The organism is Paenibacillus sp. FSL L8-0158, from assembly GCF_038592965.1.
GTDB classification, from domain to species: Bacteria; Bacillota; Bacilli; order Paenibacillales; family Paenibacillaceae; genus Paenibacillus; species Paenibacillus polymyxa_D.
Window position 1 is genome coordinate 4,613,157 of sequence record NZ_CP151949.1, and the last position, 17,046, is coordinate 4,630,202.

At 48.7% G+C, this 17,046-nt stretch carries 19 protein-coding genes; 6 read left to right on the plus strand and 13 right to left on the minus strand.

The window, feature by feature from the left end:
- Positions 1 to 2 precede the first annotated feature (2 nt).
- The 3 genes from NSQ68_RS20330 (at position 3) to NSQ68_RS20340 (ending at position 3,161) form a co-directional block, all read left to right on the plus strand.
- The gene (locus NSQ68_RS20330) at positions 3 to 1,298 is read left to right on the plus strand and encodes a PTS transporter subunit EIIC (RefSeq protein WP_342427016.1); all 1,296 of its coding nucleotides are present in this window, start codon (positions 3 to 5) and stop codon (positions 1,296 to 1,298) included.
- A gap of 70 nt (positions 1,299 to 1,368) precedes the next feature.
- Entirely contained in the window at positions 1,369 to 2,805 is a 1,437-nt protein-coding gene (locus tag NSQ68_RS20335) for a glycoside hydrolase family 1 protein (RefSeq protein WP_342427017.1), read from the plus strand.
- Positions 2,806 to 2,834: 29 nt separating this feature from the next.
- Entirely contained in the window at positions 2,835 to 3,161 is a 327-nt protein-coding gene (locus NSQ68_RS20340) for a PTS sugar transporter subunit IIB (RefSeq protein ID WP_342427018.1), read from the plus strand.
- Between the two features lie 66 nt (positions 3,162 to 3,227).
- Here NSQ68_RS20340 and NSQ68_RS20345 read toward each other — a convergent pair whose 3' ends face one another.
- From NSQ68_RS20345 to NSQ68_RS20355, 3 genes are all read right to left on the minus strand, one after another.
- Positions 3,228 to 4,160 carry an NAD-dependent epimerase/dehydratase family protein gene (locus NSQ68_RS20345; RefSeq protein ID WP_342427019.1) on the minus strand — a complete coding sequence of 311 codons (933 nt, stop codon included), beginning with the start codon at positions 4,158 to 4,160 and terminating at the stop codon, positions 3,228 to 3,230.
- Between the two features lie 130 nt (positions 4,161 to 4,290).
- Positions 4,291 to 4,917 carry a DUF1796 family putative cysteine peptidase gene (locus NSQ68_RS20350; protein WP_342427020.1) on the minus strand — a complete coding sequence of 209 codons (627 nt, stop codon included), beginning with the start codon at positions 4,915 to 4,917 and terminating at the stop codon, positions 4,291 to 4,293.
- Positions 4,910 to 5,557, minus strand: a complete 648-nt coding sequence (locus tag NSQ68_RS20355) for a DUF1796 family putative cysteine peptidase (protein WP_342427021.1) — start codon at positions 5,555 to 5,557, stop codon at positions 4,910 to 4,912. The genes NSQ68_RS20350 and NSQ68_RS20355 overlap by 8 nt, the downstream gene beginning before the upstream one ends.
- A gap of 245 nt (positions 5,558 to 5,802) precedes the next feature.
- On the opposite strand from NSQ68_RS20355, the gene NSQ68_RS20360 reads away from it, so the two are divergent.
- Together NSQ68_RS20360 and NSQ68_RS20365 are read left to right on the plus strand one after the other, a co-directional pair.
- Positions 5,803 to 6,150 (plus strand): hypothetical protein, encoded by a 348-nt coding sequence (locus NSQ68_RS20360; protein ID WP_342427022.1) that lies wholly within the window; start codon positions 5,803 to 5,805, stop codon positions 6,148 to 6,150.
- A gap of 25 nt (positions 6,151 to 6,175) precedes the next feature.
- Positions 6,176 to 6,598: a hypothetical protein gene (locus NSQ68_RS20365; RefSeq protein WP_342427023.1), complete on the plus strand. Its 423-nt coding sequence runs from the start codon at positions 6,176 to 6,178 to the stop codon at positions 6,596 to 6,598.
- Positions 6,599 to 6,663: 65 nt separating this feature from the next.
- Here NSQ68_RS20365 and NSQ68_RS20370 read toward each other — a convergent pair whose 3' ends face one another.
- The 4 genes from NSQ68_RS20370 to NSQ68_RS20385 are packed head-to-tail and all read right to left on the minus strand — an operon-like array spanning position 6,664 to position 10,590.
- A complete protein-coding gene (locus NSQ68_RS20370; protein ID WP_167348638.1) occupies positions 6,664 to 6,837 on the minus strand; it encodes a hypothetical protein in 174 nt (57 codons plus the stop codon).
- Positions 6,838 to 6,868: 31 nt separating this feature from the next.
- A complete protein-coding gene (locus tag NSQ68_RS20375) occupies positions 6,869 to 8,089 on the minus strand; it encodes a glycosyltransferase family 4 protein (protein WP_342427024.1) in 1,221 nt (406 codons plus the stop codon).
- Positions 8,090 to 8,122: 33 nt separating this feature from the next.
- Positions 8,123 to 9,349, minus strand: a complete 1,227-nt coding sequence (locus NSQ68_RS20380; RefSeq protein WP_342427025.1) for a sialidase family protein — start codon at positions 9,347 to 9,349, stop codon at positions 8,123 to 8,125.
- The gene (locus tag NSQ68_RS20385) at positions 9,349 to 10,590 is read right to left on the minus strand and encodes a sialidase family protein (protein ID WP_307353336.1); all 1,242 of its coding nucleotides are present in this window, start codon (positions 10,588 to 10,590) and stop codon (positions 9,349 to 9,351) included. The genes NSQ68_RS20380 and NSQ68_RS20385 overlap by 1 nt, the downstream gene beginning before the upstream one ends.
- A gap of 167 nt (positions 10,591 to 10,757) precedes the next feature.
- On the opposite strand from NSQ68_RS20385, the gene NSQ68_RS20390 reads away from it, so the two are divergent.
- Entirely contained in the window at positions 10,758 to 11,144 is a 387-nt protein-coding gene (locus NSQ68_RS20390; RefSeq protein WP_342427026.1) for a hypothetical protein, read from the plus strand.
- Here NSQ68_RS20390 and NSQ68_RS20395 read toward each other — a convergent pair.
- From NSQ68_RS20395 to wecB, 6 genes are read right to left on the minus strand one after another with little or no spacing between them, the layout of a single operon-like run.
- Positions 11,141 to 12,340, minus strand: coding sequence for a glycosyltransferase (locus NSQ68_RS20395; protein ID WP_307353334.1), 1,200 nt, complete (start codon positions 12,338 to 12,340; stop codon positions 11,141 to 11,143). The genes NSQ68_RS20390 and NSQ68_RS20395 overlap by 4 nt on opposite strands.
- A gap of 28 nt (positions 12,341 to 12,368) precedes the next feature.
- Positions 12,369 to 13,085: a glycosyltransferase gene (locus tag NSQ68_RS20400; protein WP_025722605.1), complete on the minus strand. Its 717-nt coding sequence runs from the start codon at positions 13,083 to 13,085 to the stop codon at positions 12,369 to 12,371.
- Complete coding sequence (locus NSQ68_RS20405) at positions 13,082 to 14,080, minus strand: NAD-dependent epimerase/dehydratase family protein (RefSeq protein ID WP_342427027.1); 999 nt, start codon at positions 14,078 to 14,080, stop codon at positions 13,082 to 13,084. Before NSQ68_RS20405 ends, NSQ68_RS20400 begins: the two co-directional genes overlap by 4 nt.
- Entirely contained in the window at positions 14,041 to 14,895 is an 855-nt protein-coding gene (locus NSQ68_RS20410; RefSeq protein ID WP_342427028.1) for an SDR family oxidoreductase, read from the minus strand. The genes NSQ68_RS20405 and NSQ68_RS20410 overlap by 40 nt, the downstream gene beginning before the upstream one ends.
- Positions 14,892 to 15,878, minus strand: coding sequence for a polysaccharide biosynthesis protein (locus NSQ68_RS20415; RefSeq protein WP_342427029.1), 987 nt, complete (start codon positions 15,876 to 15,878; stop codon positions 14,892 to 14,894). The genes NSQ68_RS20410 and NSQ68_RS20415 overlap by 4 nt, the downstream gene beginning before the upstream one ends.
- A complete protein-coding gene (wecB, locus tag NSQ68_RS20420; protein ID WP_342427031.1) occupies positions 15,871 to 16,962 on the minus strand; it encodes a UDP-N-acetylglucosamine 2-epimerase (non-hydrolyzing) in 1,092 nt (363 codons plus the stop codon). The genes NSQ68_RS20415 and wecB overlap by 8 nt, the downstream gene beginning before the upstream one ends.
- Positions 16,963 to 17,046: the final 84 nt, after the last annotated feature.

Consider the following 17,046-nt stretch of genomic DNA (forward strand, 5'->3'; position numbering starts at 1 on the left):
TTATGGCTTTCAAAGACAAACTGGTTGACGGCCTCACATCGGTAGCAAATGCAATCAACAATTTTAAATATATTATAGCGATCAAATCAGCTTTTATCACATTGATGCCCGTTATTATTGTCGGTGCCTTTGCTGTACTGATTTCCAATATGGTCATGGACCCGGTCAATGGTTTGGCCCATTTTAGGCCATTCTCATTCCTGGCTGAGTACAAACCGATTTTCTCAGGCATTAACTATGCCAGCTTGAATATCCTTACCATTCTGGCTGTTTTCATGATTGGTCTGGAGCTAGGAAAAATTAATGGAGAGAAAAATCTCTTCCCCGGTTTGCTTGCTTTAATCTGTTTTATCTCTGTGACACCAACCACGATAGAGTTGATGGTTAACGGTGAAATGCAAAAAGTAACAGACGTCATAGCCCGTCAATTTACGGATACCAAGAGCTTGTTTTTAGGGATTTTCATAAGCATCCTATCCGTTGAGCTATACAGCAAACTGGGTAAGTCCGACAAGCTAAAAATCAAAATGCCTGAAAGTGTTCCCAGCAATGTGGCCGTTTCTTTCTCCGCACTCATTCCTACCATTATTACGGTGACTGTCTTCTCCATGTTTGGATTCTTTTTTCATAAGTTTACGGGACTCTATCTGTACGATGCTGTCTATAATGTGGTGCAAAAACCTCTGGAGGCCGTAGTACAGGGACTACCAGGTATACTGGTGCTGATGCTGGTTGCGCAAATCTTCTGGGTAATCGGTATTCACGGAAACCAAATGGTAAAGCCCATTCGCGAACCCCTGCTGCTTGGCGCGATTACTGTCAACATGACTGCTTATGAGCAAGGACTGCCCATTCCGAACATTATTACGATGCCTTTCTGGGACGTATACATGAGTATCGGCGGTTCAGGGATTACGCTTGCCCTCTTGATTTGTATTATGATCGCTTCCAAGCGTGAAGATATGAAGGAAATAACAAAGCTTTCGCTCGGCCCAGGTCTGTTTAATATTAATGAGCCTGTCATTTTTGGACTTCCGATTATGTTGAATCCATTGATGGCTATCCCTTTCATTATTACTCCGCTCATCACAGGAACGATTGGTTACTTCTCGACGTTTCTTGGATTTGCAGGTAAAGCCGTCGTCATGGTTCCATGGACTACTCCGCCTATTATTAATGCCTACCTGTCTACAGGTGGAAGCATTGGAGCCGTCGTCACTCAGATCATTTGTATTGTGGTAGCGATTATCATTTATTTCCCGTTCGTCAAAATTGCCAACAAGCGAACGACTGAATAATGCGCTACTATAGAAATACACTAATTAATTGAAAACGCATTCTTTATACAATGAAAAGGAGAAACATGTCATGGCTAAACATACGATACAAATTCCGCCGAATTTCATCATGGGTGCAGCGGCTTCCGCCTGGCAGACAGAGGGCTGGAGCGGTAAAAAAGAAGGTCAGGACTCATTCCTGGACCAATGGTATAAAAATGACCGTTATGTCTGGCACAATGGATATGGACCCGCAGTGGCAACCGACTTTTATAATCGCTATACCGAAGATATTGCGCTGATGAAGCAGATTGGCTTAACCCATTATCGAACTTCTATTAATTGGTCCCGCTTCTTAACAGATTATGAGAATGTAGTGGTGGATGAAACGTATGCGGATTATATGGGCCGGGTCATTGATAAGCTGATTGCAAGCGGAGTCGAGCCAATGATTTGTCTGGAACACTATGAGGTCCCCGCCTATCTGCTGGACAAATATGAGGGCTGGTCTTCCAAGCATGTAGTGGAGTTGTTTGTAAAATATGCGGAAAAAGTGTTTGAACGGTACGGCGATCGGGTCAAGCTCTGGTTTACGTTTAATGAGCCCATTGTTGTACAGACTCGTGTCTATCTAGATGCCCTTCGCTATCCCTATGAACAAAATACGCGGAAGTGGATGCAATGGAATTATAATAAAACGCTGGCTACCGCAAAGTGCGTACAGCTTTTCAAAGCAAAAAACTATAGTCAGCATGGGGCTAAAATAGGCGTTATTCTGAATCCCGAAGTCACTTATGCTCGATCAAGCGCCCCTCATGACCAGTATGCGGCACATGTGTATGATTTATTTTACAATCGAGTATTTCTGGACCCGCTTATTAAAGGCGAATACCCGCAAGAATTGTTCGATCTCATGAGCAAGCATGATATTGCATTTGAAGCTACAACGGAAGAACTGGCAGTCATTAAGAAAAATACCGTTGACTACGTCGGAATCAATCTCTATTATCCCCACCGGGTCAAAGCGCAGAGTAAAGCGTGGAATGAAAACACCCCCTTTCACCCCTCTTACTACTATGAGCATTTTGATCTTCCGGGTAAAAGAATGAACAAGTCACGGGGCTGGGAGATTTATCCGAAAATCATTTACGATATGGGAATGCGCATCAAGAACGAATATCACAATATCGAGTGGTTTGTCGCAGAAAATGGTATGGGTATTGAGAATGAAGTTGCTTTCAAAAATGAGGAACATATCATCCAGGACGACTATCGTATTGACTTTATAACGGAACATTTATACTACACATTACAAGCTGTGGAAGCGGGCTCCAACTGTACAGGATATATGCTGTGGGCCTTTACAGACAACGTTTCTCCCATGAATGCTTTTAAAAATCGCTATGGACTGGTGGAAATTAACCTGGACAATGATCGAAGTCGGCATTTGAAGAAATCCGGCTACTGGTATCAAGCCGCGATCAAAGAACGCTCATTTATTGCTGATCTGGATGAAGAGTATAAGTAGTTAAAAATGAATTCTGGAGGCGCTCAAATATGAAAAAAATTATTTTGGCATGTGCTGCGGGTATGTCCACATCCATTTTGGTTTCTAAAATGAAAAAAGAAGCAGCAGCAAGATCCATAGAGCTGAACATCGAAGCCATCCCCGAAAGCACCATTAAGGAAGAGCTGGAAGGCATTACAGATTCCGTGATTGCTATTTTGCTCGGACCTCAAGTGCGGATGCGTAAAAAGGCAGTCACCGAAATTGCAGCTCCCTATGGTATTCCTGTAGATGTCATTGACACGTTGGCTTATGGTAGAGGAAACGGTGCAGCTGTCCTAGATCAAGCCTTGAAGCTGGCTGGCGAGAACCTCTAATTGCTATTCAAATGAAAAAGAGGCTGAGAGTTTCCTCAGTCTCTTTCTTGAGTTGCGCGCTCTTTATCACGACATATCTTCTTTGCCTGAGCCCATACTACTCACATACGTTTCCTGTAATCCGGCAGAAATGCCGTATAGCGGTTCCCAACGAAGCCAATGTCTGGCGACTGCGTTACTAAGACAGCTATGGTGAATGTCTCCAGCTCGCGCTGGTGAATACACAGGGCGGACAGACGAACCATGCAGCTTCAGTAAATCGTAGGCCAGTCGATTGATGGACGTCGTTCGTCCCGTACTTACATGCACCGTGCGTTGATCCGCTGCGTGGATAGCCGCCATATTCGCTCGGACTACATCCTTGACGTACACAAAGTCACGAGTTTGCGTCCCATCGCCGTGAATGAGCAAGGGGCTTCCTTTTTTCAACCGCTCCATAAAGAGAGCAACTACACCCCCCTCTCCCTTCGCGGCCTGACCGGGACCATACACATTTCCATAACGTAAAATCGTGTAGTTCATACCGTACAGCCGATAAAAAAGTCGAATATACGATTCTGCGGTCAGCTTGGACAGTCCGTAGCCTGAAATGGGCTCCACGGGATCGTCTTCCTGAATACATTGCTTTTGCAACTCTCCATATACACCGGACGTGGACGCAAATATAAATTTCGACACACCCGCTTCATGACAAGCCTGCAACAAATGAATCGTCCCCAGCACATTCACATCCGCGTCCTCATCGGGTTGATGGATGGAATGCTGCACATCCGCCTGTGCGGCCAAGTGAAACACAATATCCGGACTTTCCCGAATTAGCAGCGTCCTAGCTTCAGAGCTGCGAATATCCGCAATATGCATGACCGCGCGCGGGTCCACATTTGCCATATTCCCGGTCGTCAGATTATCCAGCACATGTACTCTGATGCCCGAATCAGCAAGCGCACGTACCAGCTGAGAACCAATAAATCCGGCTCCCCCGGTGACCAAAGCCTTCACTAGCTCACCCTCCTTTTGAACCGAAGCATATGACTTCCCTTCGCATCATGTTATGCGACTCCCTATAGCTTGGCGCAGGCACACGCACAGTCCGAAGACAATCTTAGTGTGTCTCTAGAATCTCAGCACCTCAGACATGCAGTCTCACATTTTCCAGCATATAACGCCACATCTCATCCTGACCGTTCCATATATCCTCAGGCGGTAGCTCCACTGAAACCAGCCGCTCCAATCCCCAATCCAGCTCCGTCACACCATCAGTCCCTGTATAATCCACGTATAACAAGCGAAAATCATGTGTAATCCTCTGTAATAACACATCATGTAGCTCCACCGCTTGCTCCCGACTGCCCCCAAGACGAACCAGTAGCAGACGGGACGCAAGTGTGAATTGATCCAGTAGACGTGCAATGCGGCGATTAAGCGTCGTTTTGAATACAGGGTAGGAAGTCAGCTGCTCAGGTGTATTCTGGCTAACCGGAAAATGGTGTGCTGCTGTAATCCCATAGGATGCATCCTCGACCATGAGGTTATGTTCGCCGTAATCATGCCCCGTGACACGTAGACTGTCAACATCCATAAAACCGGCAAAACGGGCGTCCAGCAAGCGACTGATCTGTGACAAGTTACCGGAAATCATCCAATCCAGCGGGCCCGCATAGGGACGCAGTCCGTTTTTATCCAGCTGAATGGAAGGCAAGCAATGTCCTCCCAGACTGAATATAGCATCATAATCCCCCTGCAACCGCTCAAGCACGACGCCCTCCCCTTTCCGAAGACAAGGTCATCCCTTCAAAAAGGGTGCGCCAGTGCGGATCACTCTTGTAATTCCATACATCGGCAAAAGGCATTTCCACCGCGCATACATGCGGAAGTTGCCAATCCACCTCCGTCAACTCCGTTACACCGGAACAATTCACCACCAACAAACAAAATTCATTCGCTACCATGCCCGACAAAATACGTTTCAGTTCCTCTACTTCTTCATAGGTTCCCAGCATACGGACGAACAAGCTGCGCTTCGCCGTTTGTATTTTTGCAAAAAAACGTTCAATACGACGGTCTATCTTTTCCTTGAACTCGGGATAGGTCACCAGATCTGAGGACGTATTGCGCTCCTGCGGAAAATCATGTACCGAGATCACATTATAAGCGATATCTCTGACCATATAATTCAGTTGGCTCGTACCAACGACACTCAAATTGGGCAATTCCATAAATCCAGCAAACCGATTTTCAAGCAAGCGGTTCACATCAGACAGCGTGTCAGACATCATCCAATCCAGTACCCCGGCAAACGGCCGCAAACGGTTCTTTTCCAATTGAATGGCAGGTGTACAGTTTTGTCCCAGACTGAAGACCGCTTCATATTCCCCTGCCAGCTGTGCGAGTCTCATAGCCGTGCCTCCTTTTTTTAATACGATCCTTCCCTCAAAGCCTCCTCGCCCCTTCTTCTGTAGTCGAAAAGGGACTTCAGGCCGTAGTTTGTTCCACTCTACATTACATGCACAGCACGGCGAAAAGGGTTGGACACCGATGCGCTTTTTGTCAAAGAGGCGTACAACTATCCAGTCCAATCCCGGCTATTTTTCATATCATGTTAAGGCTGGTAACCTAACGGAATTCAAGGAGGCATCATCATATGTCCGTGTTTCTTTTAACCGTCGATCACCATCTCGCTTACCACAGCGCCCATATACAAAGCTGCCATGTGACCTTTTTCAATCGTGAAAAGAGAGCCGTCGATGTGTTGCTGGAAATGGGAAATGATAGTGGCGTTTTCCGACGGCAGCTCCTTCGATTGAGCCCTTCTCCCGAAGCTGGCTCTGTGCTAGAACTCAAGGATATGGAGGCAGCCCAAAATCCGTTTTATCTGCGAGTGGTCACAAGTATTTACAACCCGGAAACGCTGTTTATCCTGGCTGAATTTGTGGAAAACGGGAACGTTGTCGCTAAGCGTACAGCCAGTCATTTTACCGTGACGCCCTAATGAACGGGCAGAGGAGGAAGAAGGTATGTTGAAATATTCAGTTCAAAATAAAGCTGAGGCAGGCACATATGCACTGCCTTTTCAGGTTACCGATCAGGAGAGCGTACTCTCTACATTGATCATTCCTGCTAGTGAATCTGAAGGACGTATTGTCATTGAAGTCTCTTTGGCATGGGAAAATCCGCTACTCAACTGGGATATCGGGGAGCTGGATATTCGGTTGCGTCGCAACGATGAGCGGGGACCTATGCTGGATTGGTTGCAGGATTCCTGTTATCAGGAGGGATTTGCCGAGTTAAGCTATGAGGAAACGGGAACACAGGGACAGCCTTATGTATACTGCCTGACCGTACAATCAGCCGACCGCCGTGCTGTTGTTACGGGACCACTCATGGTTCGAGGCTCGGTGTATGTAGATTCGATGGACGAAAACCCGGATGGACAATGAGCTGAAATAAACTAAAGGCAGGTGGGAGTTTTAAGCCCGACCTGCCTTTTATAGGGTCTGTATTCTCATGGAGCGGATTGTTTCAGACGTTCCAAAATGTCAGCGTCCGGCAGCTTATAATCTTCCGGCAACGAAGTGTTAATTCGGTTCCATATTGCGTAATCGACCTTCAGATCTGGGTGTGACTGCTGGATTTCAAAAATACGGTTGTACAAGTCCCCAACGACAGGAAAAGTCATGCTCTCCCTCCTAACTGTGGAATCAACGTACTCAACGTACTTGATTCAGCGCTTGCCCATAAATATTCACGAGCCGTTCAATCATAACATCCAGAGACCAATGCGCCGTCCCCCATGCTTTGGCACGTTTTCCCATAGCTATCCGCACTTCATCCTGAGCCAGCAAATGCTGCAAATGAGCTGCTAGTGTTTCCACATCACCAACCGGGGAGACTAGTCCGGTGTGTTCATGCTTCACCATTTCCGGCAATCCGCCTGCATCCGATACCACTGCCGGAAGCCCCATAATCTGCGCCTCCATGACCGAAAACGGCTGATTGTCCTGTATGCTTGGATGAACAAAAAGGTCCGCCAGTTGCAAAAGAGCAGGTACATCTTCACGATGCCCCAGAAAAATCACATCTTCCTCCAGCCCTAGCTCCTTCGCCTGTGTTTGAAGCTCTTCCCTTTTATCTCCCTCCCCGACAATCCAGCAAACCCAATCTGTACGACTTGCTTTCAGCAGGCCAAGAGCGCTCATTAAATAATGCAGCCCTTTGATATAGACCAGCCGTGAAGGACAAATGATAACTTTTTTCCCCTCAGGTCGTACCATGTCCGTTCCCCGGGCGTGGACTTTCCAGAAGTGCCCGGTATCCAATCCGTATTGGAAAGTAGCAATCTGCTGCTCAGGCACTTCGAACTCATGCACAAGCGTCTGCTTCATCCATTCTGTAGACGTAATGGTAATATCCGCGGATATAGCGCCATAATGCTCCAGCGCCCAATAATATTTCCACATTAGCGTCTCGCGGTAACCCTCCTCATGATCTCGCTCCAGAGCCATCATGACTTCACGAGCCAGCGAGCCATGAATATTCGCTACCAACGCGCTGTCTTTGCGTTTGACCCGACTTAGAGCACGCGTGGCTATAACATCTTGCGTATGAATCACATCATACTGCTCGACCCCGAAATACGCTGCCGCCAGCTCCATACAGTATCGATCCTTTTCCACCGTTTGCACCCATGAATCCAAATGTAATACAGGGACAGCCGATTCATTCAGCTTCGTATGCAGCAGGGGCAGCAGTTGATCCTTCAGCAGCTCCCTATCTTCAAAAACAATATGGTATTTGGGCGTATCCGGTCCGTTCCCCATCAAGTCTACCGTGTGGCCCAGTAGCTCCAGTCTCCGTTTAATTTGCATCATAAAGGGCCATACGCCACCCAAATGAGGAATCGGCCAGTACGTAGCCAACAAAATTTTCAAAACAGCCTCACCTCCTCTGTCTCGTATGCTGAGCTACATTCCGTTACTTCCATAAATTTGCTGGAAACCCGATAACGCATCTGTCCAGACCGCAAAAAATCCGTTATTCGGCACGATCGTTACATCAATAAAATTACCGATTGTAACGACTGGAACCGGGCTAATCCCGTTAGGATTAAAGGAGCTATCTGTTATTCTGAGGTTCGTAAATGTAATCCCTCCGTTCGTTGATTCGGCCACAAATACGTCTAATAAAGAGGTCGTTATTTGATTCGTATAATATACGATCTTAATCACGCCGGTCACAGGCGAAACATCAATAGCAGGGAAAAAATGCTGTGCGCCTGCACTAGCCCCTGTCACCGATTGCGGCGCAGTCCAGCTTAATCCACCATCCACCGACCGGGCGAGCAGTACATCCGCATACCCTGCCCGATTATCCTGCCAGACCGCATAAAGTGTTCCCTGATTCGGGCTAGTAGAGCGATCCACCGCAATATTGGCCATCGGTAGCACATTGAAGCCAAACCCGGGCACGGGCAACGGACTCGGAACTGGGACAACAGAAGATACAGGCAGCGAAGAACTGAACGCTGTCCCCCCATTGAAGGACACAATGACCTGATATTGGTTAACCGGATTCGTCACAATGTACCCGACATAAATGACCCCTGTAATGCTCACGGTGATTTCCCCCCGCGTAATCTGATTGGAGCCAGCGGTGAGCACCACGGGTGTATCCCACGTGATCCCTCCATCCTGTGAACGTTGGAAGAACATGACTGATCCGCCAAAAAAATCAGGATTGTACTGATGCGTATAACATAAATAGATGTTTCCGGTATAGGAGCTAACCTGAGAAGTATCGAATTTCACGCTGACCTCCACATTGTTGACAAATGTCCCATACCCTCGCTCGGCAATCACAGGCGGATCAAATGTATTACCGTTGTCTCTGGATACATAAGTGGCGATGGTACCGCTCAAACCGTCTGCGGTAAATACGTGACAGGCTATGACAAACAAGTTAGGAAAACCGTAGCTGACGCTATGGGATTCCGCTCCTACATAGCCGGCTGGCAGCGGTAAAATCTGCTGTGTGAAGGAGACACCGCCGTTACCTGAACGGTATACCGCTGTCAACGGCGGCCCTGTCGTAAAATCGATAGCCGCAGACACAATGGTGCCGTCGAGCAGGTTGAAAGCTACACTCGGCTCCTGGGCCAGCCTTCCGTTAGGCGTAAGCTGTACGTTCGGCATCAGGCTCCACCTCCTGGCACACCGGCAAAAATGGTCAAACTGCCTGTGCGCGTATCCGTCCAGACAGAAATGTAGCTATTCGGCGGCGAAATGGCGACATCAATATAGTCGCCGATCAGCTCTGATTCGCCTCCACCGACATTCGGATTAAAGGAGGTCGTTGTGAGACGACTGTTCGTAAAGGTGTTGCCGCCATCGACAGATTCGGCGGCGAACACATCCAGATTAAAGCCGTCCAAGCGATTGGTATAGTACACGACAACGACCAGTCCCGTCTTGGGCGATACCGCAATCGCAGGAAAGAAATTTTGCGAGCCAGGCGGGCTGTCCGTCACAATGATCGGAGCACTCCAGGTACCGCCAAAATCACTTGATTTGGACAACAAAATATTGCTGTATCCCTGACCAAAGTCCTGCCACACGGCATATAGCGTATTTGTTGTGGAAGGCACACCCGAGCAGTCCGCGGCCAAGCTAGGGAAATTCAATATTCGAAAGTCATAACCAGGAACGGGCAAAGGATTGGGCACCAGCGTTATATTGGATACCAGTATATCCCCGCTGAAAGTTGCCCCTCCATCAAAGGAGCGTCGGATAAAAAAAGCCGGTGTTTGCGGCCCCGTACGAATCCAGCTGACATAGACACTTCCAAATTTGTCGACCGCAGGCTCAGGCCGCTCCGTGGAGGATTGGATATTGGAGAGCATTAACGGTCGGTCCCAAGTTAGTCCTCCATCGGTGGAACGCTGGTAGAAGGCTGCAGATTGAGCATTAAAATCCACATTATATTGGCGGTTATACGTGACATAGACGTGCCCGAGATAGGGACTTGCCCCCGCATTATCCGTCGTAATATTGGTCCAGTCATTATTAATGTAATCTCCAAAACCCGGATTAATGACCACTGGAGGATCAAAAGTGGCTCCATCGTCCGTAGAGCGATAGATCACGATAGCCCCGTTCTCATTTCCCGGAAATACATGCGCCGATACGATAAAAATATTCGGGAACAGATAGGCTACCATTCCTGCCTCTGCCCCTGTATATCCTGGTGGAATCGGCAATAAAGAATCCGTCCAGTTCGCCCCGGCGTCCAAGGAACGATACAGTCCAATCAGCGGAGGCCCGCTACTAAAGTCAACAGCGACAGCCACAACAATATTCGGATTTAACAAATTAACGGCGACACTGGGCTCAAATTTAGGCAAACCGCTGGGTGTTACCTGAAAATTAAAGGGCATCGTGAGCATTCCCTTCATTATATAAATGGACATGCCTGAAGCGGTTCTATTAAAATGTACTTTTTTTCGGCATAGCCTACAGACAACCATACAGGCTTTCTTTCCAATAGATTCATAGTATAGAAGCATCCCTTCAGGGGTTTTCCAATATTCTGTTTTTTGAGAGGATGATTCGCTTGGCTTTTACAACCGGATATATGACCAACACTAGAGATTTTGGTACTGCCTGCTCCAATGTCGTTGTAAATTTGGTCAACGAGGATACCGTGAACGCGGCAACCGTGACCATCCAAATTTTTTTCTCGCTTGTACCGGATACTAAGATCCCCTTATACGTGACATCAGTTAACTTACCTGCAAACTCCATTGCCCGACGTACCTTCTTTATACAAGGGGTACTTGCCTATGAGGTGCAATACAACGTAGTCTCCGCTGCACCTACCAGTGTTGTGCTTTCCAACTTCGGACTGGATCAGTTCGGTAATGTTGTACAGGAGCATCGTGTCCTTCAGTCCGAGCTGACCACAATCCCGGCACTGTCTCCTGTTGTTTAAAAGCCGCCCTGTTCCAGTGCCTGATGTAATCTGTAGGTGTAATACACGTAATTCCATTCCGGTGGTATGGACTGAACCCCTCGGCCGCTACCGATGGTTGAATGGTCATCTGTATAGTAGGAAAAGGCATGTGTATCCTGTAATGGGCGCAACAAATCCGTCAGATATAGCAGATCCGTCACGGCAATATAAGGTTTGACACCGAAGCATACAACAAAACGGGTCGTTGTTTCACCAATCGCCTGAACCAGTGCTTCCTGGACCGAATAATGCTGACGTGGCGTTACGATTAACCGAGGATCGGGCATCATCGACAGGAAAGCGGCGGCTCCCTGTTCTGGCGTTAAATCCAGCAAACGTACCACAGAGTTACTGTAGTGCTGCTCCAATAAGTTATCTAGCAATGGCTCAGCTTGAGCCATATCCGTGACAGGCATTAAAATCGTCATCTCAAGTGGGATACCTCGGCGGGCTCTCGCCTCATGCTTGGCGATTTGGAATGCGTGCCGCCAGCGTCGGTGCTCCTTCTGGCTGTGCAAGCCAGCTGATACACTGAATGTGGAATTCACCCGGTAATCCATCAGGATCTCCGGGATGAATTTCATGCTGCACGTCTCGGTCAGCCGCAGCCAATAATCATAATCCTCCACAGGCTGCAGCCGATAACTCCCAATTTGACGTGCATATTTGCTTTTGTACATAAATGAAACCCCAACAATGCTGGCGTTCAGCAATTCGTGATGTGGCTGACTTTGGTACCGGATCAACGCCTGTTGATGCTGCTCGTCATACAACGGGTTCCCATATGCGTCAACCTGGCGGAAGGTAGAGTACACAAGGCCGAGTGAGTCTAGCCCCTGCTCCAGCTCCTGCCGCAATCGTTCTATAAAGGAAGCATTATAAACATTGTCGCTGGATACCCAGGTCACATACTTGATCGCAGGATCTTTAAACAATTCATCGAATCCCCGGTTAAGGGCGTGGGATACTCCTTTGTTCTGAGGGAGTGTAACCAACTGAACGCGCGGATCTCCCATTGCTGCGTGGAGCGCTGGCCCCACCATTTCCGGCGCTCCGTCAATAACAATGATGAAGCGAAATGCCCTGTAGCTCTGGGCTAGTACGGATGAGATCGCAGCTTGCAGATAGCCGATATCCTGTTTGTACAGTGGCATAACAATCCCCGTATCTACCATATCAATCCCCCCTAACAGACTTTCGACTTCATGAGGATAAACCGCTCAATACCTGACTGAAGCGATCTCGATAACGTGCCTGGGTGATGTTGTACTCCCGCTCCACAGCGGGCCAATGTTTTTTGGTTCCCATTTCATCATGCCAGCGGTAGTTAACCAAGGACTCGTTCAGAAAAGGAAATGGATATCCCGCCAGCATCACTCGGTACCACATATCCAGATCATGTGTGTACGGCAGCAGTTCATCAAACAAACCGATATGTGCAAACAGCTCCTTTTTAAACATAACCGTGCATCCATTGACCGGATTTCCTTGCTGAAAAAAACGATAAAACTCCGTCATAGACGGAAACACGGCGGCTGCCTGGTAGCTTGTGACTTGGCTGTATTGATTGATGAAATTGAAATTGGTATGGGAGATGTACGCACCGTTTTCCACCATAAAAGAAACCTGATTATTAATTTTGTCCCTATGATAGGTATCGTCGGAGCTGAGCCACGCAATATATTCGCCGCTGGCATGCCGGATACCATGGTTCAGGGCGCTGGCTGTTCCACCGTTGGATTTGCCCAAATAATGTATATACGGAAGATAGGCCTGAAGCATATCAACATGTTCCGTGGACCCGTCATCGACGACAATAATCTCAAGGGGCCCATAAGTTTGCTCTAGTGCACTTTGCAAAGCCTGATCCACATATGCACAGTTATAAAAGGGAATGACGATTGTTACTTTCGGTCTCATATCGTTCCTTCCTTTCCGGCTCGGCGGTATTGAATCATATCCTCCAGAGATTGCCCCAGCTGTATGGTCGGCTTCCAGCCCATGTCCTCCAGCTCTTTCGCACGGTATGCCTCGGTGGATGCTGACTCTGCCACATCCCCCCATTGTATGGGAATAGATGTTTTGGCCAGCGCAACCATACGTTCTACGATATTGCCCAGTTCCACAATGCGGCCTGTGCAGACCGAGTACACTCGGCCTGGCACACCCTGTTCCAATAGCACACCGTATGCGCGAACGGCATCACGAACGTCGAGGAAATCACGTTGCGCATGTCGGGAAGATACCCGGAACGGGGCAGTTTCAGTTACGGACTGCCCTTCCCTACGTTCCGTCTGAACGATATACCCCGCGAGTAATGCACAAAATCCGGTAGATGGACCCGGACCGATCAAGTTGCAAGGCTCTGCCAGCATGACGGATTGTTCGAACAGCGCGCCCCACGAGAGCGCGACTGCCTCTTGAAGGCTTTTGCTAAGGCTGTATGGATGCGTTGGATGATACGGAGCCTGCAAAGCCGTCTTTAGCCGAGAACCCGCCACGACAATTCTGGCTTTGGGGAAAGGTCGTAGTACATCGAGCAGATACAGGGTGGACAGTACATTGGATTCCATGTATAGCAGGGGACTCTCCCAAGATTCAGGGACGGAATTTTTACCACCCAGGTGAAGCACATAGTCCGGAGCAATCTGTCTAATTACTTCGCCCAGACGTTTCTTGTCGAGCAAGTCACACACATAAGGCGTAATACAGTTGCGGGTCTTTGCCTCTGGGCTGTTATTTTCATCATCGCGAGCCAGTAAGATCAGTTCTGAGACGGAAGCAGCAGTACGAGTCAGCGCCGCTACCTCCCAGCCGAGCTTTGCAAAATGGCGGCAGGCATGCATCCCGGTATAGCCCGCCGCTCCGGTAATGACTATGACAGGCCGACGTTGTTCCGCTGTGCTTCCGTCCATTCCAGCAGCTCCTTCAGCATGATGCTGTAGTGAGGAACATCGTAGAGCAGATCGGCCCGGGTAGAACGAAGCGTCCGGTCCTGCACCGGCTCATCTTTCGGCACGATCCGAATATCCCCCCTATTCCAGATGTCTTTGAACAGCAGCAGCAAATCATGCTTGCTGATCGGTTCAGGGTGAACCAGATGAATGAGTCCGTCCAGCGGCTCATTCATCTGCACCTGTATCGCCTTTGCTAATTCCAGCGTCGTAACCCCGTTCCAAAAGACCCGGCGATACCCGTTAACGTCTCCGCTCTGCTGCAAGAACCAGTGCAGCAGACCAATGCCACCGGGCCGAATTTCCGGCCCGATAATGGAGGTACGGATAGTCAGATGCCCTGCGGCCTTTACTTCTCCGAGTATTTTCGTCACAGCATAGGCACTTGTCCCATCGGGTTGATCCGTCTCCTTATATAAACCAGGTACCCGATTTCCTTCGAATACGCAATCCGTGCTGATATGAACCAATCGGGCACCGATACTGTCCGCTGTCCGCCGGAGAAGATGTGGCAGTAATCCATTGATTTGGTATGCTGCAATCTGATCCTCCCCGGCATGCTGATTCAGTACGCCCACCGCGTTAATAATAACGTCCGGCCGTACACTCCGTACCAGTTGCTCCACCATAAAGCTGTCCTTTACATCCAGCAGCAGACCACCTTTATTTTCGGGATCACGGGTGGTGTAGAACACGTTATACCCGCTCTGGTTTTGGAAATACTTCACCAGAACATGGCCCGCCATGCCGTTACCACCCAAAATAAGCAGCTTCATTTGATGAACCCCCCGCTTTGGAGAATGCTGCGAATCTCCTCTTTCGACATCAAATTAAACTCCGAACTGAAGCTGCTGAATGACACGGGAGGGCACTGATTATAGCGGTCCTTTAATTGAGGAATATTCAGCGTTGGGAGAATGACCAAATATTGCTCGTCATAGACTACCGTCGTCAGGCTTTCAAAGTCGCTCATCAAAATCTCATGAATTTTCTCGCCGGGACGCACACCTTTTTCTACAATTTCTACGTTTTCCACACCTGAATCCTCAATGAGCACCTCAGCCAAGTCCAAAATACGGCAGGTTGGCATGGTCATGATAAAAATTTCCCCGCCGACACTTTCCACCGAGGCTTTGAACAGGAGACTGATTGCATCACGCAAGGTCAGGAAGAAGCGGGTCATGTTCATATCTGTGATCGAAACCTTGCCCTTTTGACGAATCTGGCTTTGGAACAGATGCACCACACTTCCGTTTGTGCCCAAAACATTACCGCCACGCACCGTTACGAAACGTGTATCGCTATTCAGCAGATTGGCGTAAACAATCAGTTTTTCTCCTATTGCCTTCGTCATGCCGTAAAAATTGGACGGATTCGCGGCCTTGTCAGTCGATATATAAATGACTTTCTTGACCTGATTAACGACAGCGGCCTCAATTACGTTTTGGGTGCCTACGACATTGGTTTTGAGTGCCTCGTAGGGCTGATCCTCACAGACGGGTACGTGCTTGAGCGCTGCCAAATGAAATACATAGTCCACTCCTTGACAAGCGGTAGTCAGCGCATCCTTATCCCGAATATCTCCAATACAGAAGCTGAGTCGTTCATCCTCAAACTGCCTGTTCATGGCAACCTGACTGGATTCTCCACGTGAAAAGATAATGACCTCTTTGGGGTTACGCGGCAGTAACTGGGTAACCAGCTCATGCCCCCATGAGCCGGTACCGCCGGTAACCAAGATACGTTGGTTTTCAAACATGCCGTTTCCCTCCAAGCAGAAATTTAACTACCTTATCCGACACATCTTCCGCCAGATAGCCCGCGGGACATTGCCACTTATGGGTCATCCCGGTCATTATGGCTACCGCGTTTGCTATAACCTCGCCATCAAGGCCGGACACGATATTGCTGCCGCAATCTACCGTTTCCGGCCGTTCTGTCGTCCGGCGCATCGTAACCGTCGGCACCCCCATGACACAGCATTCTTCCTGTACGGTACCACTGTCCGTCAAAGCGCAGCGGGCATGCCGCTCCAGCAGAACGAAGTCAAAAAAACCGAACGGTTCGTGAAATTCCACTAGCGGATCAAGCTGGATCGGCGGATGGCTTGCGATCCGGGCGGCAGTGCGGGGATGAATACTGCAAATGACCCGCTGCCCGAACTGCTGGGCTACCCGGTTAAGACCATCTAAAATAGCCAGCAAATGCGGTGGATGGTCGACATTTTCGGCTCTGTGGGCAGTGACCAGAAAATATTCTCCCGGCGACAGTCCCAACTTTTTCAAAATCCCACTATCGGTTACCTCTTTCTCATAGTGCTGCATTACTTCGTAGATCGGATTTCCAGTCAGTATGATTCGTTGGCTGGGAAAGCCTTCGCGTAGCAGATGCTGCTTGCTTTGCTCCGTATAAGGCATATTAATACTAGATATCGCATCAATGACACGCCGATTCTTCTCCTCCGGCACATCCAGATCATAACAGCGGTTCCCCGCCTCCATATGCACAACCGGGTAACCCATACGTTCCGCAAGCAAGGCGCATAAGGCGCTGTTCGTATCACCGAGCAATAACACATGATCGGGGCGTTCCTTGTTTAAAATATCCTCCATCTGCGAGTACATGACGGACAACTGTTTGCCCAGTGTCCCCGCTTTCTCCTGAAGTACATAATCCGGGGCACGCAGTCCCAGCTCGCGAAAGAACTGCCCGCTCAGGCTTTCGGTGTAATTTTGGCCCGTATGCACAAGCACATGTTCATCTGCATAGCGGTCCAGCTTCGGAATGATCAGGCTGAGCCGTATAATCTCCGGTCTTGTGCCGAGCACGGTCAATATTTTCATGGTTTTGGAACCCACCTTTGCTGTCGTTGTTTCATTGAATTGTGGCGTTCAATGAATGATAGCCATCCAGCAGACTGGCTGTGC